Below are 22,235 nucleotides of genomic sequence, written 5' to 3' on the forward strand. Positions count from 1 at the left end.
CTTTGAACGCACAGGCAAATGTGGGAACCCGGAGGGAGAAGCCCGCTCCCCGGATGTCCGGACAGCGGGCTTTTTACAACAATGTACTATGGTGTTTTATTCACCTTCAGGCCCAGCCCGCCGGTGACCGTCCCCAGCGTGGTCCCGACGCCCGCAATCAGGCCACCTGATTGTGTGAGCGAAGCGCCTGCGCCAGCAGAAATACCACTGGAATTACTGGCGGTGGTCGTCGTTGTGCTGCTGGCCGGAACCAGAAGCGTACCGGTTTTAGACACTGCCTGGCCGGTATCTGTAACTGCGGTGCCCAGACCCGCCAGCGCCGGTGTGCTGGTAGAAACCTGTGTCCCGACGGAGCTGACCGCGCCGCCCACCTGATTCAGCAAACCGTTAACAGGCGTACCTAAACCGGTCGCGCCGCCCACGGCTTGGGTGGTGGTTTGTACATTGGCGACAACCGGCGTCACGATGCCCGTCGCTGCCGTCGTGACGCCGGAAAGCGCGCCGCTCTGTACGTTTTGCGCCAGACCGTTACCGGTCGTGGTGACCAGTGATCCGACGTTATTTACCAGACCGCCCGTCGCACCGGTTATGCCACCCAGCGGCGTGCCGGCGGTGTTAGCGGCAATGGATGTTCCAAGACCGGATACGCCGGTGCCTAAATCAGCCACGGCTTTTGGCACGCCTGCGACCGTGGTGCCGATGGCATTAGGATTGGTGCCAAACTGGCCGACACCGTTTTGAATACCGCTGCCCACGGACGTCACCGCATTCCCGGCGCTGTCAACAATGGTCACAACGCCTGAACCTGCGACCGGAATATTACTGATAGGTGTCTGGCTGGCGATACTGCTGACTTGTGTCCCCAGGCCACTGACTGCGCCACCCGCACTGCTCAGGATGGTGCCGGTAGTGAGTGTGGTGGATGTCGATCCGGTCCCTGTCCCTGTCCCGGTGCCTGTCCCCGTACCCGTTCCGGTGCCGGTTCCATTACCTGCGGTGGTGGTTCCGTCACCGGTCGTTGTGGTGCCTGTTCCGGTTCCATTTCCGGCGGTCGTGGTGCCGTCACTGCCTGTTGTTGTCCCGTCTCCGGTCGTTGCCGAGCCGGTGGTGGACGTTTTTGCCGTATGAGAAGAACCGCCGCCGCCACTGCCGCTACAGGCAGCCAGTGACAGGGCGACTAAGATTGCCAAAGCAACCTTGTTAACATGACCAACATGAATGGTATGGCGCATGATTTGACCCTCCACGGGAGATTACGCCACAGTCGGCGTACATAAAGTCTAAGTTGAAGATTCTGAATATTCCATTTGTGTGGGGTGAATATTTTGGTTTTAAGAGAGTGATTTCCGAAATTAAGGAATTTTATTCTGTTATAAGAATTCTCTTATAATTTAAGGCAGAGAAGTGAAAGTCATATCACTTCTCTGAATTGATTAAAAAAATAAATGGAGTTTTCGGGCGGGGAGGGGTGTTACTGCGGCGTTTCGCTGGCAAACCAGTTGAGTTTATGGCGCAGGCTGACCACGCTGCCGACGATAATCAGGCTCGGGCTTTGCACCTGTTTAGCCAGATTTTCGAGGTCAGTCAGGTTTCCGGTGACCACGCGCTGCTGCTGGCTGGTGCCGTTTTCGACCAGCGCGACAGGCGTTTGTGCTGCCAGACCGTTTTCCAGCAGACGCCGTTGGATCTCGCCCGCCTGCGTCAGCCCCATATAAAACACCAGCGTTTGCTGACCCTGCGCCAGACATGCCCAGTCGAGTGCGCCGTCCTGTTTGGCGTGGCCGGTGATTAGCCGTACGCTTTGCGCATGATCGCGGTGCGTCAGCGGAATGCCGCTGTAGGCGGAACAACCCGAGGCGGCCGTGATGCCTGGCACAACGGAAAACGCGATGCCCGCGGCTTTCAGTGCTTCCAGCTCTTCGCCGCCGCGACCAAAGATAAACGGATCGCCACCTTTCAGGCGCACAACGCGTTTACCCATTTGCGCCTGTTCCAGCAGAATTTCGTTGATGCGCTCCTGGGGAACACAATGATGCCCGGCGCGCTTGCCGACGAAAATGCGCTCGGCGTCGCGGCGCACCAGATTCAGCACGCCGTCGGAAACCAGCCGGTCGTAAACCACCACGTCGGCCAGCTGCATTTGCTGCAAACCCTTGAGCGTCAGCAGACCGGCATCGCCCGGCCCGGCACCGACCAGAATCACTTCACCGTGTTTATCCACCGGCTCGCTGAATAATTCTTCGAGATATTGCCCGCTTTGCGCGTCGTCATTATTGGCCAGTGATTGCGCCAGACGATGATGATTAAACAGCTTTTCCCACCAGCGGCGGCGGTCGGACATTTCGCTGAACTGCGCTTTGACCCGTGCGCGTAATCCGCCCGCTACCTGCGCCAGTTTGCCCAGATGTTGCGGCAAAATGGATTCCAGACGTTCGCGTAACAGGCGCGCCAGAACCGGCGCATTGCCGCCGGAAGAGACGGCGATCATCAGTGGTGAACGGTCGATAATCGACGGCATGATCACGCTCGCGCTTTCCGGTGCGTCCACCACGTTACAGAAAACGCGGCGTTGCTCGGCGGCTTCGCTGACTTCCTGATTCACTAAATCAGAATCCGTCGCGGCAATGACCAGCCACTTTTCATCGACCAGCAGCGGCGAGAATTCGCCTTTCAGCAGGCGGACTTTGCCTTCGTCTGCCCAAATCTCAAATTGCGACGTGAAGGTGAGGGCGTTGACCGTCAGTTTCGCGCCGGCATCCAGCAGCAAACGGGCTTTGCGTTCGGCAACGTCACCGGCGCCCACCAGCAGACAGGCTCTGTTTTTTAACTGACAAAAGAGGGGCAAATAATCCATGACGACGTTCCCGAAAGCAGATAACAACGCCGCCCGAAGGCGGCGTGAAAGGCGCGGAGTTTAGCAGGTTTCTGCGTGAAGGCTGGTGGTATTGATTTCCACGCTGCCGCCCTGAACACGAACCTCAAAGGCCGGAATCGAATGCGTATCGTCTTCCATACACAAACCATCCGTCAGGCGAAAATGCTGTTTTTTCAGCGGGCTGGCGACCCACAATTCGCCCTGATGTTCGGCAATAATCCCGCGTGAAAGCACGCTTGATTTTGCGAAGGGATCGATATTCGACAGCGCGAAAATCTGCTCATCAGCGTAAGGACGGAACAGCGCAACTTGCTGATCGCCCGCCAGCGCGCAAACGCCGCAGCCCGGCAGGATTTGCTCAACAGAACAAAGCGTTAACCACTGGCTCATAATACTTCCTCCCCGTCGGCGATCATTTTCACCGGAATGCGTTCGTCCGGGCGCGCCGGACGGTGCTGTTCGCGTTCTGACACGAACTGGACGTTCGGGTCGCGCTGCGCGCTGTTGATAAAGTGCGTGAAGCGGGTCTGCGCCGCCGGGTCGTTCAGCGTTTCCTGCCATTCGCAAACCGCAGATTCACGCAGACGTGCCAGTTCGGCTTCCAGCTGATCGTTCAGGCCGAGTTTGTTATCGATAATCACTTTGCGCAGATAGTCGATGCCGCCTTCGAGGTTGTCCATCCAGACCGAGGTGCGTTGAAGCTTATCGGCAGTGCGGATGTAGAACATCATGAAGCGGTCGAGATAGCGCAGCAGCGTTTCGTTATCCAGATCGGCGGCCAGCAGATCGCCGTGGCGCGGTTTCATACCGCCGTTTCCGCAGACATACAGGTTCCAGCCGTTTTCGGTGGCGATAATCCCGACGTCTTTGCCCTGAGCTTCCGAACATTCACGGGTACAACCGGAGACGCCGAACTTCATTTTGTGTGGTGTGCGGATGCCTTTGTAGCGGTTTTCCAGACTGATGCCGAAACCGAGACTGTCGCCAACGCCGTAGCGACACCAGGTGCTGCCGACGCAGGTTTTCGCCATGCGCAGCGCTTTCGCATACGCCTGACCGGTTTCGAAACCGGCGTTAATCAGTTTCTGCCAGATAGCCGGTAAATCGTCTTTCTGCGCGCCGAACATCCCGATGCGCTGGGAGCCGGTAATTTTGGTGTAGAGGTTATATTCCGCTGCAATTTCGCCAATCGCCATCAGGCCTTGTGGCGTGATTTCGCCGCCCGGTGAGCGCGGGATAACAGAATACGTGCCATCTTTTTGCATGTTGGCGAGGAAGACGTCATTGGTGTCCTGAAGCGGCGTGTGCTGTGCTTTCAGCACATAATCATTCCAGCAGGAGGCGAGCAGCGAACCGACAGTCGGTTTACACACTTCGCAGCCATAACCTTTGCCGTATTTATTGAGCAGATCGTCAAACGAACGGATGCCTTCGACGCGGATCAGGTGATACAGCTCCTGACGCGAATACGCAAAGTGCTCGCACAGGTGATGATTCACCTCGATGCCCTGTTTGCTCAGCTCAGCGTTCAGCACTTGTGTGACCAGCGGAATACAACCGCCACAGCCGGTCCCGGCTTTGGTTGCGGATTTCAGCGCCGCGACGGTGTGGCAGCCGCCCTGAACCGCTTTGATGATGTCGCCTTTGGTGACGTCAAAACAGGAGCAGATTTGTGCGCTTTCCGGCAAGGCGTCGGTGCCGATCACTGCGCCGCCGCTGCCCGCGTGGGCAGGCAGGATAAGTGCATCCGGGTTTTCCGGCAGTTCGATGCTGTTAAGCACCAGTTGCAACAGATTGCCGTAATCGCTGGTGTCGCCGACCAGAACCGCGCCGAGCAACGTTTTGTTGTCTTCGCTGACGACCAGACGTTTGTATAACGCTTTGCTTTCATCCAGATAGACGTAGCTGCGGGCGCCCGGTGTGCGTGCGTGTGCATCGCCGATACCCGCAACGTCAACGCCGAGCAGTTTCAGCTTGGCGCTCATGTCTGCGCCGGTGAAGGTATTTTCGCGGCCCAGAAGATGGTCTGCGGTGACCTGCGCCATTTTGTAGCCCGGTGCGACCAGACCGAAGGTACGCTGATTCCACGACGCACATTCGCCGATGGCGTAAACGTCCGGATCGCTGGTCTGGCACTGGTCGTTAATGACGATGCCGCCGCGCGGTGCAATTTCGAGATCACACTGGCGCGCCAGTTTGTCCTGAGGACGGATGCCGGTAGAGAACACGATAAAATCGACTTCCAGCGCGGTGCCGTCAGCGAATTCCATGGTTTTGCGGGCAGAGCTTCCGCCCTGAACGATTTGTCTGGTGTTTTTCGCGGTGTGAACCTGCACGCCCATGCTTTCGATTTTCTGGCGCAGCTGGCTGCCGCCCATCACATCAAGCTGTTCCGCCATCAGACCGGGTGCGAATTCAACCACATGCGTTTCAACACCGAGGTTTTTCAGGGCACCCGCCGCTTCCAGCCCGAGCAAACCGCCGCCGACGACGGCACCGCGTTTGCTGCGACGGGCGCAGGATTCGATGGCGTGCAAATCTTCAATGGTGCGGTAAACGAAACAGTCCTGGCCGTCAGAACCGAGGATCGGGGGTACCCACGGGTAGGAACCGGTCGCGATAATCAGTTTGTCGTAGTACACCGTGCGGCCGCTACTGGAGTGGATCACTTTTTCTTTGCGGTTCAGCGTGATGGCGCGTTCGCCAATCAGCACGTTGACGTTGTGTTTTTCGTAAAATCCTTCGCGAACCAGCGACAGTTCTTCGGCGGTATGGTGTGAAAAGTAAGAGGAAAGATGGACGCGGTCATAGGCCACGCGCGGCTCTTCACATAATACCGTGATATCGAACTGATCCGGCTCCGCTTTATCCAGCAAATCCTCGATAAAGCGATGGCCGACCATGCCGTTACCAATAATCGCGAGTCTGACTTTGCTCATAATTGCCTCAATTTTGATTTTATGAGGCTAAACATAACCCGCGCGTAACAGGGGGTATTGATACAAATCAAGCCGCTTCCAATATACCCCTTAGTAGGTATTTAGCTGATTTCATTGGGTTTTTGTGTAACCTTTCGATTTATAAACACTTTCAGGCTATTGTTCTAAGATTGGCCTTACAATCACTGACGACGCAGTCTTTCTAAAACGATGAGGTAATGCGTGACGAAAACTCCTTTGCGTACCATTAAAAATGTCCGTCTGCCTGATCGGGAAGGGTTGTGGCAGATAGAAATCGAAGACGGTGTGATCCGCCATATCGTTTCGCAGCTGGATAATGCCGATTACGGCGATCACATCCTGGATGCGGAAGGCGGGCTGGCGATCCCGCCTTTTATCGAACCGCATATTCACCTTGATACGACGCAAACCGCCGGTCAGCCCGCGTGGAACCAGTCCGGTACGCTGTTTGAAGGCATTGAACGCTGGGCAGAACGCAAGGCCGTGCTCACGCATGAGGATGTAAAACAGCGCGCGTGGAAGACGCTGAAATGGCAGATTGCCAACGGCATTCAGCACGTCCGTACGCACGTTGATGTCTCCGACCCGACGCTGACCGCGCTGAAAGCCATGCTGGAAGTGAAAGCCGAAGTCGCGCCGTGGGTTACGCTGCAAATCGTGGCGTTTCCGCAGGAAGGGATTATGTCGTATCCCGACGGCGAAGCCCTGCTGGAAGAGGCGCTGAAACTGGGTGCTGACGTTGTCGGCGCGATTCCGCATTTTGAATTTACCCGCGAATATGGCGTGGAGTCGCTGCACAAAACCTTTGCGCTGGCGCAGAAATACAACAGGCTCATCGACGTGCATTGCGATGAAATCGATGATGAACAATCGCGTTTTGTGGAAACCGTGGCGGCGCTGGCGCTGCGTGAAAACATGGGCCAGCGCGTCACCGCCAGCCATACCACCGCGATGCACTCATATAACGGCGCGTATACTTCGCGGCTGTTCCGTCTGCTGAAAATGTCGGGCATCAATTTTGTCGCCAATCCGCTGGTAAACATTCATCTGCAAGGGCGCTTTGATACCTACCCGAAACGTCGCGGTATTACGCGTGTGAAAGAAATGCTGGAGGCGGGGATTAACGTCTGCTTCGGTCACGATGACGTTTTTGATCCGTGGTATCCGCTGGGCACCGCCAATATGTTGCAGGTTTTGCACATGGGGCTGCATGTTTGCCAGCTGATGGGATATCAGCAAATTGACGATGGCCTGAAGCTGATTACCACGTACAGCGCGCGAACAATGAATCTGACGGATTACGCGCTGCAAGATGGCAATCCGGCGAACCTGGTGATCCTGCCTGCACAGAATGGTTTTGATGCTGTCCGCCGTCAGACGCCGGTGCGATATTCCATCCGTCAGGGACGGCTTATCGCGCAAACCGAACCGGCAAAAACGGTCATCCATCTTGATAAAGATTATCCGGTAGATTTCAACAGCTAACGCTAAGATAAATACCGTGTAATATTATGAAATATCTGAATAATTTAGTTTTAAGCGTAAATAAAGGTAAAGGTCTGGCGCTGAGCCTAAAGCCTCTTTAGAATCAGTGGGATCTGTTGTTTGTATTCTGAAGAAAGGAACCGTCATGTTTAAACGTACTTTAGTGGCCTTAACTGCGCTGCTATCCCTGACTGCAATGTCACCGGTTTTCGCCGCCGGTCAAACCCACGTAATGCTGACCACTTCAGCAGGGAATATCGAATTGGAACTCGACAGTGCGAAGGCACCGGTTTCTGTGAAGAATTTCGTCGATTACGCGCAGAGCGGCTATTACAACAACACCATTTTTCATCGCGTGATCCCGGGCTTCATGGTTCAGGGCGGTGGCTTTACGACTGACATGCAGCAGAAAGCGACCAAAGAACCGATTAAGAACGAAGCTGACAACGGCCTGCGTAACCTGCGCGGCACCGTTGCTATGGCGCGTACTGCTGATAAAGACAGCGCGACCAGCCAGTTCTTCATCAACGTGGCAGACAATGCTTTCCTGGATCACGGTCAGCGTGATTTTGGCTATGCCGTTTTCGGTAAAGTCATCAAAGGCATGGACGTGGTCGACAAAATGTCTTCCGTGAAAACCGATAACGTCGGGCCATACCAGAACGTTCCGACCACGCCGATTGTTATCCTCTCTGCGAAAGTCTTGCCATAACATTCAGCTTTCCGGTTCCTTTCTGCAAAGAATCTAAGCCTCCTTTCGGGAGGCTTTTTGTTGGGTGTTTCTTGACGCCCCTTGTCCTGACTAATAGGTTTTAAAGAGCGTTACCGCGTCCCACTTTCAAGGAAAAAGAAATGAGCGAACCCCGCCTTATTGCCAAAGCCATGAATGAAGGCCAGCCGGTTCAGGATCTGGTGGTCCTGCCTGCTCTGGCGAACCGGCATGGATTAATAACTGGCGCGACCGGCACAGGTAAAACGGTCACGCTGCAACGCATGGCAGAACAGTTTTCGCGTATCGGCATTCCTGTTTTTCTGGCCGATGTAAAAGGGGATTTATCGGGGATTGGCGCAGAAGGCGTGCCTTCGGAAAAACTCGCCGCGCGCCTGAAGAATATCGGCGTCACTGACTGGCAGCCGCAGGCGTGCAGCATTATCCCGTGGGATATTTTCGGTGAAAAAGGTCATCCGATCCGCGCCACGATTTCCGATCTCGGGCCGTTATTGCTGGCGCGGTTGCTGGATCTGAATGACGTGCAAAGCGGCGTGTTGCAGCTGGTTTTCAAGATTGCCGACGACAACGGACTTTTGCTGCTCGACATGAAAGATTTGCGCGCGATGGTGCAGTTTACCGGCGAAAACGCGAAGCAGTTCCAGACGCAGTACGGCAATATTTCCACGGCGTCTATCGGGGCGATTCAGCGCGGCCTGCTGACGCTGGAAGGTCAGGGCGCGAATCAGTTCTTCGGCGAGCCGATGCTGGATATCAACGATCTGATGCGCACCGATAAAAACGGTCATGGGATCATCAATCTGCTGGCCGCAGATAAGCTGATTAATCAGCCCAAACTCTATTCTGTTTTCCTGCTCTGGCTGCTGGCGGAACTGTTCGAACATCTGCCGGAAGTGGGTGACCCGGAACAGCCGAAGTTGGTGTTTTTCTTTGATGAAGCGCATCTGTTGTTCAATGACGCGCCTGAAGCGTTGCTGACGAAAATCGAACAGGTGGTGCGCCTCATCCGTTCTAAAGGCGTCGGGATTTACTTTGTCACACAGAACCCGCTGGATATTCCTGACAGCGTGCTCGGACAGCTTGGCAACCGGGTTCAGCACGCTTTGCGCGCCTTTACGCCACGCGACCAGAAAGCGGTAAAAGCCGCGGCGCAGACCATGCGCGCCAATCCGGCGTTCGATGCGGAAGCGGTGATTAGCGAGCTGGGCGTCGGCGAAGCGCTGGTGTCTTTCCTCGACGTAAAAGGGCGGCCGGAAATTGTGCAGCGTGCCATGGTCATCGCCCCCGAATCAAAAATGGGCATGCTGGCGGAAGATGAGCGCAATAAAGCCATCAATCAGTCGCCGTTGTATGGCCGCTACGAAGACAGCGTGGATCGCGAATCCGCGTATGAAAAAATCACCGCACAGGGCTTCGGTACCGTGGCAGCCCCGCAACCGGGCGGCGCGGCTAAATCCACGGCGGAAGCCGGATCCGGCGGCGGCCTGATGGGGGGGCTCAATGAAATCCTGTTCGGCAGCACCGGCCCGCGTGGCGGCAAACGCGACGGCGTGGTGCAGGTTGCCGCCAAAAGTATGGCCCGCGATTTAGGGCGACAGATTCTGCGCGGCGTTTTGGGCTCAATTATGGGTGGCCGTAAAAAGTAATCTCTTCTGTTCAACACACGAAGCTGAAACGCGTCAGCTTTGTGTGTGTTTTCTCTGCCTGACTTCTCACTATTTCCTGTAACAAATCCCGTTTCATTCTTCTTTTGCCACCCTGAGCACGTTGTGGCGGGTGGTTTTACGGCAAAACCTATCAAGGTGAAGACTGTCACGTTTTTCATCCTGCGGGATTTGTAGGCTGAATTGCTTTTGGGCTAAATCAATTCAGCAAAAAGGAGTGGATGTGAAAAAATTACTCGTAACCGGGATCGTCATGGGGCTTTTTTCGTGGCAGGCTGCCGCACAAACTATCGTGCTGACGGATGCTGAAGCCGGTACTGAACTGGGAAACTGGAAAACTGACAGCAAAAAGCTGAATATCACCGGTGCAGATTTCAGCATCGAACAAAAAGTTTTGCACGGCGGTAAACAGGAAGGGTCGAAAGTCATTACGATCACCAGCAAAGGGCTGACCATCGCCCTGAGCCCGACGCGCGGCATGGATTTACTGCATGTCACCGGCGATAACATCCGGCTGGGCTGGGATTCGCCGGTGCAGGAAGTGGTGAATCCGGCGTACATCAATCTGGAAAGCCGCAACGGCGTAGGCTGGCTGGAAGGTTTCAACGAAATGATGGTGCGCTGCGGCTTTGAATGGACCGGCCATCCGGTGACCGCGGACGGCATGATTTATACGCTGCATGGCCGCGCAGGCAACACGCCAGCGTCGAAAGTCGTGGTGGAGATTGCAGAAAAAGCGCCGTACGAAATCACCGTGCGCGGGCAGCTCAAAGAAGATACCTTCAAGAAAGCCAGGTTGGAAACCTGGACTGAGCTGCGCTACGTGCCGGGCAGCCAGTCCTGGACCATTCACGATGAACTCACCAACTCGTCGGACTATCCGCACGACTACCAGATTATTTATCACAGCAACTTTGGTCAGCCAATCCTTGAGCAGGGCGCTCGCTTTATTGCACCACTAAAATCCATTTCTCCGTTCAACGATTACGCCAAAAAAGGCCTGACCGACTGGCCGACTTACGCAGGGCCAACCAAAGGCTTCGATGAAATGGTCTTCAACATGGTGCCGCTGGCGGATGCGCAGGGTAAAACCGTCGCGGGCGTCGTCAACAAAGCCGGTGATAAAGGCGCGTCAATCGAGTTCGATACCCATCAGCTTCCGCTGCTGACGCTGTGGAAAAACACCGACACGCTGAAACAGGGGTATGTCACCGGTATTGAACCGGGCACCAACTATGCTTATCCGGTGACGATTGAGCGTAAACAAGGCCGCGTGAAACAACTGCAACCCGGCCAGAGCACCGTGTTCGAGCTGAAATACTCGCTGTTGCCAGACGCGCAGGCGGTTAAGCAGCTCGAAGACCGGGTGAAAACGTTGCAGGGTGAGCATAAAACTGACGTCATCAGCCAGCCGATCGCTGTTGAATAATCCGAGTTTGGGGCACTCAGCCGGGTGCCCTTTTTTCTCTGTCTATACTTACCTTCACAAGGTATGCGCCCGAATGGCCATATCCGGGGAGGAAATATGGCGAAAAAAATGACCCTCAGACAGCAGGAAAAACTCTTTCGCGAACGTCAGCGGGAGAACTTTCAGGCCAGCAGTCTGCTTGATGGTTTGCAGGTTGAAGCCGTCACGCTGGATAACGAACAAATTTCGCAGCGCTTGTCCGAGCTGAGGAGGCACTATGAACGATAAACTCGTGGCGGGTGCCGATCCTTACTACTATCCCGGCATCAACGTTCTGAAAAACAGCCTCGGGATCCGGGAGGAACATCGTCTGTTGCAGGCCGAACTGGCTTTCACCGCACTGCGCGCCGCCGCCATGCCGCTCGGCCCGGCCACCATGGGCTTACCGCATCTGTGCGCTATCCATCTTTCCCTGTTCCAGGACATCTATCCGTGGGCGGGCAAGTTCCGCGAAATCGATATTTATAAAGACGATACGCAGTTTTGCCATTTCGAATACATCGAAAATGAAGGCAACGCGCTGATGCAGGAACTCGAAGAAGAAGAGTTTCTGGTCGGATGGCCGCACGATAATCTGGCAGAACGGCTGGCGCACTATTACACCGGCCTGAACCTGTTGCATCCATTCCGGGAAGGTAACGGGCGCGCGCTGAGAATATTCATCGAGCAGCTGGTTATCCACGCCGGTTATGACATTGAGTGGGCCAAAGTCGGGCGTGAGCGCTGGCTGGCCGCCAACAAAACGGCGGTTTTTGGCGATGAAACAGACCTGGTGGCGATTTTTAATCAGGTGATCAGTGAAATCGATGAGGCACATTGACCGGCGCACCTTGATCGACAAAAAGGCTGAAGCCTGCGGTTAAAAATGCGTAGAATTACCCGGTAAATTTTTCGACTTTACCGGGATTGACCATGCTGCTGATCGACAACTACGACTCGTTTACCTACAACCTCTACCAATATTTTTGCGAGCTGGGGGCAAAAGTCAGCGTGGTGCGTAACGATCAACTGACGATTGCGGATATCGAACAGCTTTCCCCGTCACATCTGGTGATTTCGCCCGGCCCGTGTACGCCCGATCAGGCGGGAATTTCCCTGCAAGCCATCACCCATTTTGCCGGTAAACTGCCGGTTCTCGGCGTCTGCCTCGGGCATCAGGCAATGGCGCAGGCATTCGGCGCAAAGATTGTCCGCGCCCGCCAGGCCATTCATGGCAAAACTTCTCCCATCTGCCATACCGGCAACAGCGTTTTTACCGGGCTGAATAATCCGCTGACGGTGACGCGCTACCATTCCCTGGTGATTGCGCCCGAAACGCTGCCCGATTGCTTTGACGTCACCGCGTGGACTGAGCGCGAAGGCCAGCGCGACGAAATTATGGGCATCATGCACAAAACCTTACCGCTGCATGGCGTTCAGTTTCATCCGGAAAGCATTCTGAGTGAACAGGGGCATCAGCTTCTGGATAATTTCCTTAAAATCTAATCAGTTAATCTTGCTGATAAAATTACTTACCCATCAGGTGTGATTTCTGTTTGCCTGTGCGTGATTTTTTATGCATATTTTGTGATTATATTTTCATATTACTTCAGTAAGGGAAAACGGTTATGGCAGAAAAATCAGCGGTAGATCGGGGTACGTTCGACAAAGTGATTTTGCCGGTTTATTCACCTGCGAAATTCATTCCGGTGAAGGGCAAAGGCAGCCGCGTGTGGGACCAGCAGGGCACCGAATACGTTGATTTCGCTGGCGGTATCGCGGTTACGGCGCTCGGACATTGTCATCCGGCACTGGTTAAAGCCTTGCATGAACAGGGTGAAACTCTGTGGCATGTCAGTAACGTATTTACCAACGAACCCGCTCTGCGACTGGCTCAGAAGTTGATCGACGCCACTTTTGCCGACCGCGTATTTTTTGCCAACTCCGGCGCTGAAGCTAATGAGGCCGCATTCAAACTTGCGCGCTATTATGCTTCCCACCGCCACAGCCCGTACAAAAGTAAGATCATCGCTTTCCATAACGCTTTCCATGGCCGCACGTTGTTTACTGTTTCAGTCGGCGGACAGCCGAAATATTCCGACGGCTTCGGCCCGAAACCTGCTGACATCGTACATGTGCCCTTCAACGATCTGGACGCGGTAAAAGCGGTGATCGACGATCATACCTGCGCAATTGTGGTCGAACCCGTTCAGGGCGAAGGCGGGGTGACACCGGCCACCAAAGAATTCCTGCAAGGGCTGCGTGAACTTTGCGACAAACATCAGGCACTGCTGGTGCTCGATGAAGTGCAAAGCGGTATGGGGCGTAGCGGTAAGTTGTTCAGCTACATGCATTACGGCGTGACGCCGGACATTCTGACCACCGCCAAAGCGCTGGGCGGCGGTTTCCCTGTCAGCGCCATGCTGGCAACGGAAGACGTTGCATCGGTGATGGAACCGGGCAAACATGGCACCACCTACGGCGGTAACCCGCTGGCCTGTGCCGTCGCCGAAGCCGCACTGGATATTATCAATACGCCAGACGTGCTGGCCGGTATCAATGAACGCCGCGAGAAATTCATCAGCGCGCTGGATGCCATCAACCAGAAATATTCTGTCTTCAGCGAATTCCGCGGGCAGGGGTTGCTGATTGGCGCCGAGCTGTCGGATGCCTTCAAAAACCGCGCCGGAGAGTTTCATGCCGCCGCCGCTGAGTTCGGGTTGATGATGCTGGTGGCGGGCCCGAATGTGATCCGGTTTGCACCATCACTGGTTATCGACTTCGCGGATATTGAAGAAGGGATGGGGCGCTTTGAGAAAGCTGTGGCAAAAGTTACAGGCTGACTGCTCCCCCCTTGCGAAGGGGAGATCGACGTTTTACTTCTATCCTGCAATGGCTGAAAGGTTTTACTTTTGCTCCTTCCCCTTTCACGAGGGGAAGGCTGGGATGGGGTGTTGGTTTGAGGGCAACTCAGACAATTAAGCCGACCTTAATACCCCACCCCTCCCTTTTGCAGGGGGAGGGAGTTATAAATCACGCCCGCCGCGTTAACCAGATCCCATGATGTGGTCTCTGCTTCCACGCCAGTGACGAAATAGTATGCATCACACTCAGATGCGATATCACCCTCCGCAGGTGGCGTTCCATTTCGGTCAGCGGCATATCCGGATGCAGCTCCGGCGCATTAAACAAGGTGTTCTCACCACCGGGCCCGTCGTAAAGCAACCGCTGCTGACAGCTTTGCAGCGCGATTTCGCAGGTCTGCAAATACTCCGTCGCCAGTTTCTCCGGCAGCATGTAGTGCTCGCGGGCGAGAATAGTCATCGCATTGATGTGCTCGACAATAAACTGACTGTGCGTCACCCACAGACGCATATCCGCCAGATAATGCGAGTTAAAGCCCGGTTCCTGCATTGCCTGATTCAGTGAGGTGAACAGTTTATTATGCGCCTGATTGACCTGCATTCGGGTGTAAGCGAGTTTCGCGGCATCCGGATTTTCCTCAAGCAGCAACCGGATTGCGTTCTGATAGGTTTCCAGCGCCTGATGCGCATTCTGGCGCAGCAAACCGCTTTGCCATTGCGGCCACAACCAGATGGTGCCGCCGAAAGCCAGCGCACAGCCGATCAGCGTATCTATCAGCCGTGGTACGAGAAAATGTACGCCATTCATCGCCAGCAGTTGCAGGGTATACACGGCTGTCACTGTCATACCTACCATTGCCAGCCCGTAGTTTTTGCGTAAAACCGTGTAGGACAACAAAGTAATCAGCAGCATGCAGAGCAACGTGGTGCTTTCGGGTAATTCCAGCTTCAGCAATCCGGATGCAATCAGTAATCCGGCCAGCGTCCCCAGCGCACGGTGCTGGATACGTACGCGCGTGGCGTTATAGCCGTTCTGGCTGACCAGCATGATGGTCAGCAAAATCCAGTAGGGCTTGGGCAGATTGAAAAACAGACCAAGGCTGCTGCCAATCGCCAGGATGATGCCAAGCCGGGCAGCATTGCGCAGCGCGACCGATTTAAAGGAAAGATAACTTTTCAACGCCGGCCAGAAAGGTAAGCGGGGCTGAGTGTTCATCAGATCGCGTCGGTACAGCGGACGTTGTGTCCGCAATAAACGCGCAATGCGGCTGAAATGGTAATAGCAAAATTGACCGACCGGATTCTCCGGATTGCGCGCGGCTATTTTCTCCAGCGCGGCCAGTTCGTTGGCCATCGTAAATCGCCCGGATAAACGGTGATAAAGAATGTCATCAGCGATGACCCGCAGACGGGCGGAGATCACCTGCGCATTACGTCGTATAACCGCTTCGGCGTGGCTTTCTTCCACCAGCTTTTGCACTTCTTCCGGCTGATGCAGGCTCACCGTGATGTGTTCCTGCAAATCGAGTGCGACCTGAAAACGCTGGAACAGTCGCTTATGGTGATGATGATGTCCGTGTTGCGGCAGCATGTGCAGTTGCTGATAAAGCAGGGCAATCAGATCGATAACCTGTTGCTGACGCGCCAGCAGTGGCGGTAGCGCGGTTTCAGGATCGGTGTGTTGCGTCAGCAGGCTGTATTTCGCCTCGAAGTAATCTGCCAGTTGCAGATAGAGCTGGCTGAGGGTTTCGCGCATCGGTTGTTCTTTTGAAATACGAAACCACGCCCAGTTAAAGATACCGTACCAGGCGGTGCCTGCGGCGAACAGCGCCGGAGCTTGCCACATCGGGCGCAGACCCACCATGCTCAGCGTGAAGATGGTCGCCACCAGCGCACCGGGCAACAGACGCGCATGCAGCGGGCTGATTTCACCGGTCACGCCCAGCAGTAACGCCAGCGAGAACATGATGAGCGGCAGGGGAATGTGCCAGCTTTCCAGCATCACTTGCAGCAGAATGCTGCTCAGGGCAAAAAGCGTGCCGCCGACCATCAGACGTTTGAAAAAGCGTTTGTGTGGCGTATCCAGACCCGCGACATTGCAGCAGGCGGGACACAGAGAGAACAGCAGACCCATTTGCAGATTGCCAAAAAGCCAGCAAATGCCAACAGGCAGGCACAACACCAGCGTCTGGCGCAGCGCGTAGTTAACTTCGGGATGATAGAACAGTCTTCGCCATAGCGTCATGCGTAAAGCTTAGCCCATAAAAAAGGCGCGACAGTTAGCTGCCGCGCCAATTTCTGAGGGATTAACGTGTGCCGTAAACGACAATCGTTTTACCGTGTGCGGAGATCAGGCTTTGATCTTCCAGCATTTTGAGAATACGTCCGACTGTTTCACGTGAACAACCGACGATTTGGCCGATTTCCTGACGGGTGATCTTGATTTGCATCCCGTCCGGATGGGTCATTGCATCAGGCTGTTTAGCCAGATTAAGCAAAGTTTGCGCGATACGGCCTGTTACGTCGAGGAAGGCAAGGTTGCCGACTTTCTCTGACGTCACTTGCAGACGGTTTGCCATCTGCGCGGAAAGACGCATCAGAATATCCGGGTTTACCTGAATCAGCTGGCGGAATTTTTTATAAGAAATTTCAGCCACTTCGCAGGCAGTTTTAGCACGCACCCAGGCACTGCGTTCCTGCCCTTCTTCGAAGAGTCCCAGCTCGCCGATGAAGTCACCTTGGTTAAGGTATGACAGTATCATTTCTTTGCCTTCTTCATCTTTAATCAGGACGGCAACCGACCCTTTCACGATGTAGTACAGCGTTTCGGCTTTTTCACCTTGGTGAATCAGCGTACTTTTAGAAGGATACTTATGTATATGACAGTGAGACAGGAACCATTCGAGAGTCGGGTCTGTTTGTGGCTTGCCGAGAACCATTTGCTATTATCCTCTGTTGTTATCGCTGCCCAAAATCACAGGGCTCAGAGTTCCCTGTACGGCACTTACTTTAAAAAGCGCCCTTTCAGCATATAACTCCCCAGAAATGCTGCAAGCGGATGTCGGAGTGAAACAGCCTGATTATTGCTGTTAACACCGTGGGTTCTGTTCTTAAACCGCAAAAACCGTCACCGCAATTTACTGGAAAGTATGTTTCGGCTTTGTTTGTAACACAGGTTTGCAATGCTGTCTTCTGTTGTCTCGCTTCAGCATGATGGCGATCGGGTTACGTTGCCAGTTTTTGGGTGAAAGGGTAGTCTGAGGGGAAAATTTGACGAATTTATCCACCGGGAGAAGAGCACATGCACGCACGCGTAAAATGGGTAGAAGGGCTGACGTTTTTAGGTGAGTCAGCGTCGGGCCATCAGATCACAATGGATGGTAATGCGGGCGACAAAGCCCCGAGCCCGATGGAAATGTTGCTGATGTCGGCGGGCGGTTGCAGCGCGATTGATGTAGTGTCTATTTTGCAAAAAGGCCGCAACGACGTGCGTGACTGCGAAGTGAAACTGACGTCTCAGCGCCGCGAGGAAGCACCGCGTCTGTTCACGCACATCAACCTGCATTTCATCGTCACCGGCAAAGACCTGACGGATAAAATTGTGGAACGCGCAGTCAGCCTGTCTGCGGAAAAATATTGCTCCGTTTCCCTGATGCTGGGCAAAGCCGCGACAATCACCCACAGTTTTGAAGTAGTGAACGCCGAATAAGTCACGACCAGTGATACGACTGGCACTGACTTCGCAGTAAATCCAGAAATCGCCGCGCGGCAAACGTCAGCGGCGATTTCTGCGAATAGAGCACGCAATATTCCGCTTCCGGCAGCGTATCGATATTGAGCAGGCAAAGCCTGTCCTGTAAGCCGAACGGCGCGCGCATGGCCTTCGCCACAATCGTCAGATAATCCGACTGCAACACCATATTCAGCCCGCACACTACCGAATCCGTTCTTACCGGCGTTTCCCCGGCTGGTGCGTTAAAGCCGTTCATCGAAAGCTGAATCTGCTGGTAGTAACCCATATCCGTTTCCGGCAACACCCAGCGCGCGCACTGCAATTCGTCGAGCGTGGTGGCATCTGCCAGCGGATGCCCTTGCCGCGCAATCACGCCAAAAGGGGCGCTAAACAGCGGCTCACGCACCAAATCCTCCAGCGGAAAACCCGGCCCGGCGGTCCCGACGGCAAAATCGAGTTTCCCTTCACGCAGCGCCGGTAACAGCGTCGAAAGCTGGCCTTCTTTAATCAGCAGTTTGGACTGGGGAAATTGCGTTTTGAACGCTTCACTGAGGGCCGGAAATACCGTCAGCGCCAGCAGTGATGAAAACCCGATAGCCACCGAACCCGGCGAATACTGATTAATCTGCCGGATCTCATCCGCCGCGCGTTCAAGTTCTTCGAGAATAAACTGCATGCGCTGCGCAAAGGCGCGGCCGGTTTCCGTCAGCGCCATGCCCTGATTGCCGCGCACGATAAGCTGAGTTTCAAGCGTTTGTTCCAGTTCCCGCAAGGTTCTGCTGACCGCGGGCTGCGACTGATTCATCGCCCGCGCCGCGCCGCGAATACTGCCGCTGCGGATAACCTGCTGGAAAACCTTGAGTTGCTGCAATTTCGGTAAATAACGCATGTCGCCTCGCTTGAAAGCCCTATCAGTAAAAAGCATCACCCGCCCAAAAATTGCATCTTATGGCAAACCTGTAAAGCTGATAGCTTCAGATTTGGAATAAATAATGCGTTGTTATTCAGTTGATTACGTGATGCATGTCGCATTTTACTTTTCGCCCGACAGTGAGAACTTCTGACGCGGTGATAACAAAAAGGGATATCCGCTATGAAAAGTCGTTCCCTGATGATCTTCCTGCTGTTCGTCGGTTATGCGGTGGTGTATATCGACAAAACGGTGATGGGGTTCGCGCTGCTGCCGATTGAGCGCGAATTTAACCTGCAACCAGAGCAGCTGGGTTACATCACCGGCATTTTCTTCCTGGCCTATTCGCTGTTTCAGATCCCCGCTGGCTGGATGAATGACCGCTTCGGCTACAAAAAAGTACTTGGTATCTCGCTGTTTTTGCTCAGCGGGTTCGCGCTCTGCTTCGGTTTGCTGGGATTCAGCCTCGGTTTGCTGGTGACGTTTCGCTTTCTCTCCGGCGTCGGACATTCCGGTTATCCGTGTTCCTGCGCCAAAGCGGTGGTCTCGAATTTTGATGTCGGGCAGCGCACTTTCGCGCAGTCCGTATTGCTGTCATCCGCCGGTCTGGCGATGACAGCCGGGCCGCTGATTGCGGTGTACGCACTCGATACGCTCGGCTGGCGCGGATCATTCTCTATTCTCGGCCTTCTGGCGTTTGCGATTGCCGTTGCGATTATCATTTTTGTGCCGAACCCTCCGAAAGCAGAAGCCCGTAACGGCGTAGCGACCGGCTACCGTGAGCTGCTTAAAAATCCGATTGTCGTGCTGCTGTTCGTGTCGATTTTCTGCATCAACATTCCGTCTTACGGCCTGATGGCGTGGCTGCCTAAATATCTGGTTCAACAGCGCGGAATGTCGCTGGACGTTTCCGGGCTGGTGGTCGCCACCGGCGGAATGGGGATCTGGATTTCCTCGCTCGCGACCGGCTGGCTGGTCGGCCGTTATATGCAGGGCAAAGAGCCGAAAGTGATTTTTTGCAGCGCACTGCTCAGCGCGCTGTGCATCTGGCTGGTCTACACCTCCGGGTCGGCGGTGACTGCCGGGCTGTTCCTGTTCCTCGGCTATATCTTCCTGATGGCGGCATTTGTCACGGTGTTTACGCTGCCGATGAAACGCCTGCCGCCGGAAGTGATGGGTGCCGCAATGGGGATTATCAATACCGGCGGAACGCTCGGCGGATTCGTGGCGCCGATTGCGATGGGCTATCTGATCACCGTGACGCACGGGTATTTTTCGACATTTGTTTTTCTGGCGCTGGCGATGGTGGTTGCCGGGCTGGCGATTTTGCCGCTGACCCTGAAACCGCGCGCAGCGTTGCGCGACATGGCATAACTGAGGAGAAGTCTGATGACATTTAATTTTGAAGCGATGCTGGCGGAAGTCAAAACGGATGTTTTGCGCTGGCGCAGACATATTCATGCGCATCCTGAGCTCTCATTTCAGGAACATAAAACGGCGGATTACATTGCGGAACAGCTGGAAAGTTTTGGCGGCCTGACCCTGACGCGGCTGACGCCCAACAGCGTGGTTGCCGATCTTAAAGGCGCTTATCCGGGGCCGATGTATGCGCTGCGGGCGGATATCGACGCCCTGCCGATTCAGGAAGAAAACGATGAGCCGTTTTGTTCGACGGTGCCGGGTGTCATGCATGCCTGTGGCCATGACGCGCACACCTCGATGTTATTGGGTGCGGCGAAAGTGCTGACGCAATGTCAGTCCGCGCTGCACGGCTCGGTGCGGTTTATCTTCCAGCATGCGGAAGAGTTGCCGCCGGGCGGGGCGCAGGAACTGGTGGATTTAGGCGTGCTCGACGGCGTGGAGAAAATCTTCGGCCTGCACGTTATGCCGAATTCTCCGACGGGCGAGGTTGGCCTGAAAGAGGGCGTGTTCTGTGCGTCCACCGATAACTTCGACATCACGATTACCGGCAAAGGCGGACACGGTTCGATGCCGCATTTGTGCATTGATCCGGTGGTGATTGGCGCGGAAGTGGTGACGGCGCTGCAAAACGTCGTTGCGCGCCGCATCGATCCGCTTCAGGTGCCGGTGCTGACCATCGCCACCTTCCAGAGCGGGGAGAGTTATAACGTCATTCCGGAACGCGTGAAACTCGCCGGAACATTGCGCACCCATCACAGCAGTGTGCGCGAGCAGGTTCCGTTGCTGATGGAACAGATTATTTCGGGGATTACGGCGGCGCACGGTGCGACATACGAACTGCGCTGGACGCGCGGCTATGTGAACGGTGATAACCATCCTGAGGCCTGTGCGATTGCGCGTCAGGTGATCGAAAAAACGCTGGGGCCACAGGCGCTGCGCGAAGTCACTCAGCCGCTGTTCGGTGGTGAGGATTTCTCTTCCTATCAGCAAAAAGTACCGGGTTGCTTCCTGTTTATTGGCAGCGGGAATGAAAAAATTGGCGCGACTTACGGTGTGCATAATCCGCGTTTTCGCCTCGATGAAGAGGCGTTACAGATTGGCGTCGCACTGCATGTCGGGTTTATCCGTCAGTTGCTGATGAACGACGCCTGAGTTCGTTACTCGATTTTTTTACCTTCCATCAGGCGCTGCACCAGCGGCGCCATAATCAGCTCCATCGCCAGTCCCATTTTCCCGCCCGGTACGACCAGTGTTTTAATGTGCGAGATAAACGAGCCCTGCAACATCGCCAGCAGATACGGGAAATCAATGTCATCGAGTCCCTGGAAATGGATCACCACAAAGCTTTCATCCAGTGACGGAATGGCTTTGGCAGCAAACGGGTTGGAAGTGTCGATTGTCGGCACGCGCTGGAAGTTAATGTGCGTGCGGGAAAACTGCGGCGTGATGTAGTTGATGTAGTCGTCCATCGAACGCACTACGGAATCCATCACCGCCTCACGGGAATGCCCGCGCTCGCCGGTATCGCGCACCAGTTTCTGGATCCACTCAAGGTTAACGATGGGCACCACGCCGACCAGCAGATCGACCTGGGCGGCGACGTCAATTTTGTCCGCAACCACGCCGCCGTGCAGGCCTTCGTAAAACAGGATATCGGTCGGTTCCGGGAGCGCCTGCCACGGCGTAAAGGTACCCGGCACCTGATTGTAGGGAACGGCTTCATCATAAGTATGCAGATATTTGCGCGAACGGCCTGTGCCGGTTTTGCCGTATTCGATAAAGCTTTTTTCCAGCAGGCCAAAGTCATTGGCTTCCGGCCCGAAGTAACTGATGTGGCGCCCGAGGTCACGGGCTTTGCGGATCGCCGCATCCATTTCAGGACGGGTGAAATGGTGAAAACTGTCCCCTTCCAGCTCCGCGGCACGCAGGCCAAGTTGTTGAAATATTTTACGAAAGGCCACGCTGGTGGTGGTGGTGCCTGCACCGCTCGAACCGGTCACTGCAATAACAGGATGTTTGGCTGACATAATGCGCTGTTCTCCATAAAGGTGAGGCAGGCAGGCGTACCGCGGTCTTTTCTGTGGTCGAAGACCTGGCGGTATCGCTGCGCATAATTAAGCCTATTGTTACCATATTTATTCGAGA

General features: G+C 54.8%; 19 protein-coding genes. 11 read left to right on the top strand and 8 right to left on the bottom strand.

The window, feature by feature from the left end; genetic code table 11:
• Window positions 1-86: 86 nt before the first annotated feature.
• The 4 genes from GW579_RS18790 to nirB form a co-directional block, all read right to left on the bottom strand.
• On the bottom strand, window positions 87-1,232 hold the full coding sequence (locus GW579_RS18790) for a collagen-like triple helix repeat-containing protein (RefSeq protein WP_165061043.1): 1,146 nt from the start codon (window positions 1,230-1,232) through the stop codon (window positions 87-89).
• Between the two features lie 239 nt (window positions 1,233-1,471).
• The gene (cysG, locus tag GW579_RS18795) at window positions 1,472-2,854 is read right to left on the bottom strand and encodes a siroheme synthase CysG (RefSeq protein ID WP_165061045.1); all 1,383 of its coding nucleotides are present in this window, start codon (window positions 2,852-2,854) and stop codon (window positions 1,472-1,474) included.
• A 60-nt stretch (window positions 2,855-2,914) separates the two neighbouring features.
• Window positions 2,915-3,265 carry a nitrite reductase small subunit NirD gene (gene nirD, locus GW579_RS18800; protein WP_152327505.1) on the bottom strand — a complete coding sequence of 117 codons (351 nt, stop codon included), beginning with the start codon at window positions 3,263-3,265 and terminating at the stop codon, window positions 2,915-2,917.
• Complete coding sequence (gene nirB, locus GW579_RS18805) at window positions 3,262-5,814, bottom strand: nitrite reductase large subunit NirB (RefSeq protein WP_165061048.1); 2,553 nt, start codon at window positions 5,812-5,814, stop codon at window positions 3,262-3,264. Before nirB ends, nirD begins: the two co-directional genes overlap by 4 nt.
• A gap of 222 nt (window positions 5,815-6,036) precedes the next feature.
• Between nirB and GW579_RS18810 the strand changes: the two genes are divergently transcribed.
• The 8 genes from GW579_RS18810 (at window position 6,037) to argD (ending at window position 14,004) form a co-directional block, all read left to right on the top strand.
• Window positions 6,037-7,320 carry a cytosine deaminase gene (locus GW579_RS18810; protein ID WP_165061051.1) on the top strand — a complete coding sequence of 428 codons (1,284 nt, stop codon included), beginning with the start codon at window positions 6,037-6,039 and terminating at the stop codon, window positions 7,318-7,320.
• Between the two features lie 145 nt (window positions 7,321-7,465).
• Complete coding sequence (ppiA, locus tag GW579_RS18815) at window positions 7,466-8,032, top strand: peptidylprolyl isomerase A (RefSeq protein ID WP_152327502.1); 567 nt, start codon at window positions 7,466-7,468, stop codon at window positions 8,030-8,032.
• Window positions 8,033-8,172: 140 nt separating this feature from the next.
• Entirely contained in the window at window positions 8,173-9,696 is a 1,524-nt protein-coding gene (locus GW579_RS18820) for a helicase HerA-like domain-containing protein (protein ID WP_165061054.1), read from the top strand.
• A gap of 241 nt (window positions 9,697-9,937) precedes the next feature.
• Entirely contained in the window at window positions 9,938-11,143 is a 1,206-nt protein-coding gene (locus tag GW579_RS18825) for a DUF4432 family protein (protein WP_165061057.1), read from the top strand.
• A gap of 96 nt (window positions 11,144-11,239) precedes the next feature.
• The gene (locus GW579_RS18830) at window positions 11,240-11,410 is read left to right on the top strand and encodes a YhfG family protein (RefSeq protein ID WP_152327499.1); all 171 of its coding nucleotides are present in this window, start codon (window positions 11,240-11,242) and stop codon (window positions 11,408-11,410) included.
• The gene (locus GW579_RS18835; protein WP_152327498.1) at window positions 11,400-12,002 is read left to right on the top strand and encodes a putative adenosine monophosphate-protein transferase Fic; all 603 of its coding nucleotides are present in this window, start codon (window positions 11,400-11,402) and stop codon (window positions 12,000-12,002) included. The genes GW579_RS18830 and GW579_RS18835 overlap by 11 nt, the downstream gene beginning before the upstream one ends.
• 92 nt (window positions 12,003-12,094) lie before the next feature.
• Window positions 12,095-12,667, top strand: coding sequence for an aminodeoxychorismate synthase component II (locus tag GW579_RS18840; RefSeq protein ID WP_165061060.1), 573 nt, complete (start codon window positions 12,095-12,097; stop codon window positions 12,665-12,667).
• A gap of 122 nt (window positions 12,668-12,789) precedes the next feature.
• Entirely contained in the window at window positions 12,790-14,004 is a 1,215-nt protein-coding gene (gene argD / locus GW579_RS18845; protein WP_165061078.1) for a bifunctional acetylornithine/succinyldiaminopimelate transaminase, read from the top strand.
• A gap of 190 nt (window positions 14,005-14,194) precedes the next feature.
• Here the strand turns inward: argD and GW579_RS18850 are convergent, their stop codons facing one another.
• Together GW579_RS18850 and crp are read right to left on the bottom strand one after the other, a co-directional pair.
• The gene (locus tag GW579_RS18850; protein WP_165061080.1) at window positions 14,195-16,270 is read right to left on the bottom strand and encodes a YccS/YhfK family putative transporter; all 2,076 of its coding nucleotides are present in this window, start codon (window positions 16,268-16,270) and stop codon (window positions 14,195-14,197) included.
• A 61-nt stretch (window positions 16,271-16,331) separates the two neighbouring features.
• Window positions 16,332-16,964 (bottom strand): cAMP-activated global transcriptional regulator CRP, encoded by a 633-nt coding sequence (crp, locus tag GW579_RS18855; protein ID WP_013573634.1) that lies wholly within the window; start codon window positions 16,962-16,964, stop codon window positions 16,332-16,334.
• 362 nt (window positions 16,965-17,326) lie between these two features.
• Here crp and GW579_RS18860 point away from each other — a divergent pair, with 362 nt between their 5' ends.
• On the top strand, window positions 17,327-17,734 hold the full coding sequence (locus GW579_RS18860; RefSeq protein ID WP_101077441.1) for an OsmC family protein: 408 nt from the start codon (window positions 17,327-17,329) through the stop codon (window positions 17,732-17,734).
• A 1-nt stretch (window position 17,735) separates the two neighbouring features.
• On the opposite strand, the gene GW579_RS18865 is transcribed toward GW579_RS18860, so the two are convergent.
• On the bottom strand, window positions 17,736-18,647 hold the full coding sequence (locus GW579_RS18865) for a LysR substrate-binding domain-containing protein (protein ID WP_165061083.1): 912 nt from the start codon (window positions 18,645-18,647) through the stop codon (window positions 17,736-17,738).
• Between the two features lie 204 nt (window positions 18,648-18,851).
• Here GW579_RS18865 and GW579_RS18870 point away from each other — a divergent pair, with 204 nt between their 5' ends.
• Complete coding sequence (locus GW579_RS18870; RefSeq protein ID WP_165061086.1) at window positions 18,852-20,042, top strand: MFS transporter; 1,191 nt, start codon at window positions 18,852-18,854, stop codon at window positions 20,040-20,042.
• A 15-nt stretch (window positions 20,043-20,057) separates the two neighbouring features.
• Window positions 20,058-21,242: an amidohydrolase gene (locus tag GW579_RS18875; RefSeq protein ID WP_165061089.1), complete on the top strand. Its 1,185-nt coding sequence runs from the start codon at window positions 20,058-20,060 to the stop codon at window positions 21,240-21,242.
• A 5-nt stretch (window positions 21,243-21,247) separates the two neighbouring features.
• On the opposite strand, the gene GW579_RS18880 is transcribed toward GW579_RS18875, so the two are convergent.
• A complete protein-coding gene (locus GW579_RS18880; RefSeq protein WP_013573636.1) occupies window positions 21,248-22,117 on the bottom strand; it encodes a phosphoribulokinase in 870 nt (289 codons plus the stop codon).
• Between the last annotated feature and the right edge of the window lie 118 nt (window positions 22,118-22,235).

It is taken from the genome of Rahnella contaminans, assembly GCF_011065485.1.
GTDB classification, from domain to species: Bacteria; Pseudomonadota; Gammaproteobacteria; order Enterobacterales; family Enterobacteriaceae; genus Rahnella; species Rahnella contaminans.

What these genes read in the sequence shown, in the direction of transcription:
- GW579_RS18790 (WP_165061043.1), bottom strand. Translation starts at nt 1,232, where the DNA reads ATGCGCCATACCATTCATGTTGGTCATGTTAACAAGGTTGCTTTGGCA.
- cysG (WP_165061045.1), bottom strand. Translation starts at nt 2,854, where the DNA reads ATGGATTATTTGCCCCTCTTTTGTCAGTTAAAAAACAGAGCCTGTCTG.
- nirD (WP_152327505.1), bottom strand. Translation starts at nt 3,265, where the DNA reads ATGAGCCAGTGGTTAACGCTTTGTTCTGTTGAGCAAATCCTGCCGGGC.
- nirB (WP_165061048.1), bottom strand. Translation starts at nt 5,814, where the DNA reads ATGAGCAAAGTCAGACTCGCGATTATTGGTAACGGCATGGTCGGCCAT.
- ppiA (WP_152327502.1), top strand. Translation starts at nt 7,466, where the DNA reads ATGTTTAAACGTACTTTAGTGGCCTTAACTGCGCTGCTATCCCTGACT.
- GW579_RS18820 (WP_165061054.1), top strand. Translation starts at nt 8,173, where the DNA reads ATGAGCGAACCCCGCCTTATTGCCAAAGCCATGAATGAAGGCCAGCCG.
- GW579_RS18830 (WP_152327499.1), top strand. Translation starts at nt 11,240, where the DNA reads ATGGCGAAAAAAATGACCCTCAGACAGCAGGAAAAACTCTTTCGCGAA.
- GW579_RS18835 (WP_152327498.1), top strand. Translation starts at nt 11,400, where the DNA reads ATGAACGATAAACTCGTGGCGGGTGCCGATCCTTACTACTATCCCGGC.
- GW579_RS18840 (WP_165061060.1), top strand. Translation starts at nt 12,095, where the DNA reads ATGCTGCTGATCGACAACTACGACTCGTTTACCTACAACCTCTACCAA.
- argD (WP_165061078.1), top strand. Translation starts at nt 12,790, where the DNA reads ATGGCAGAAAAATCAGCGGTAGATCGGGGTACGTTCGACAAAGTGATT.
- GW579_RS18850 (WP_165061080.1), bottom strand. Translation starts at nt 16,270, where the DNA reads ATGACGCTATGGCGAAGACTGTTCTATCATCCCGAAGTTAACTACGCG.
- crp (WP_013573634.1), bottom strand. Translation starts at nt 16,964, where the DNA reads ATGGTTCTCGGCAAGCCACAAACAGACCCGACTCTCGAATGGTTCCTG.
- GW579_RS18860 (WP_101077441.1), top strand. Translation starts at nt 17,327, where the DNA reads ATGCACGCACGCGTAAAATGGGTAGAAGGGCTGACGTTTTTAGGTGAG.
- GW579_RS18865 (WP_165061083.1), bottom strand. Translation starts at nt 18,647, where the DNA reads ATGCGTTATTTACCGAAATTGCAGCAACTCAAGGTTTTCCAGCAGGTT.
- GW579_RS18870 (WP_165061086.1), top strand. Translation starts at nt 18,852, where the DNA reads ATGAAAAGTCGTTCCCTGATGATCTTCCTGCTGTTCGTCGGTTATGCG.
- GW579_RS18875 (WP_165061089.1), top strand. Translation starts at nt 20,058, where the DNA reads ATGACATTTAATTTTGAAGCGATGCTGGCGGAAGTCAAAACGGATGTT.
- GW579_RS18880 (WP_013573636.1), bottom strand. Translation starts at nt 22,117, where the DNA reads ATGTCAGCCAAACATCCTGTTATTGCAGTGACCGGTTCGAGCGGTGCA.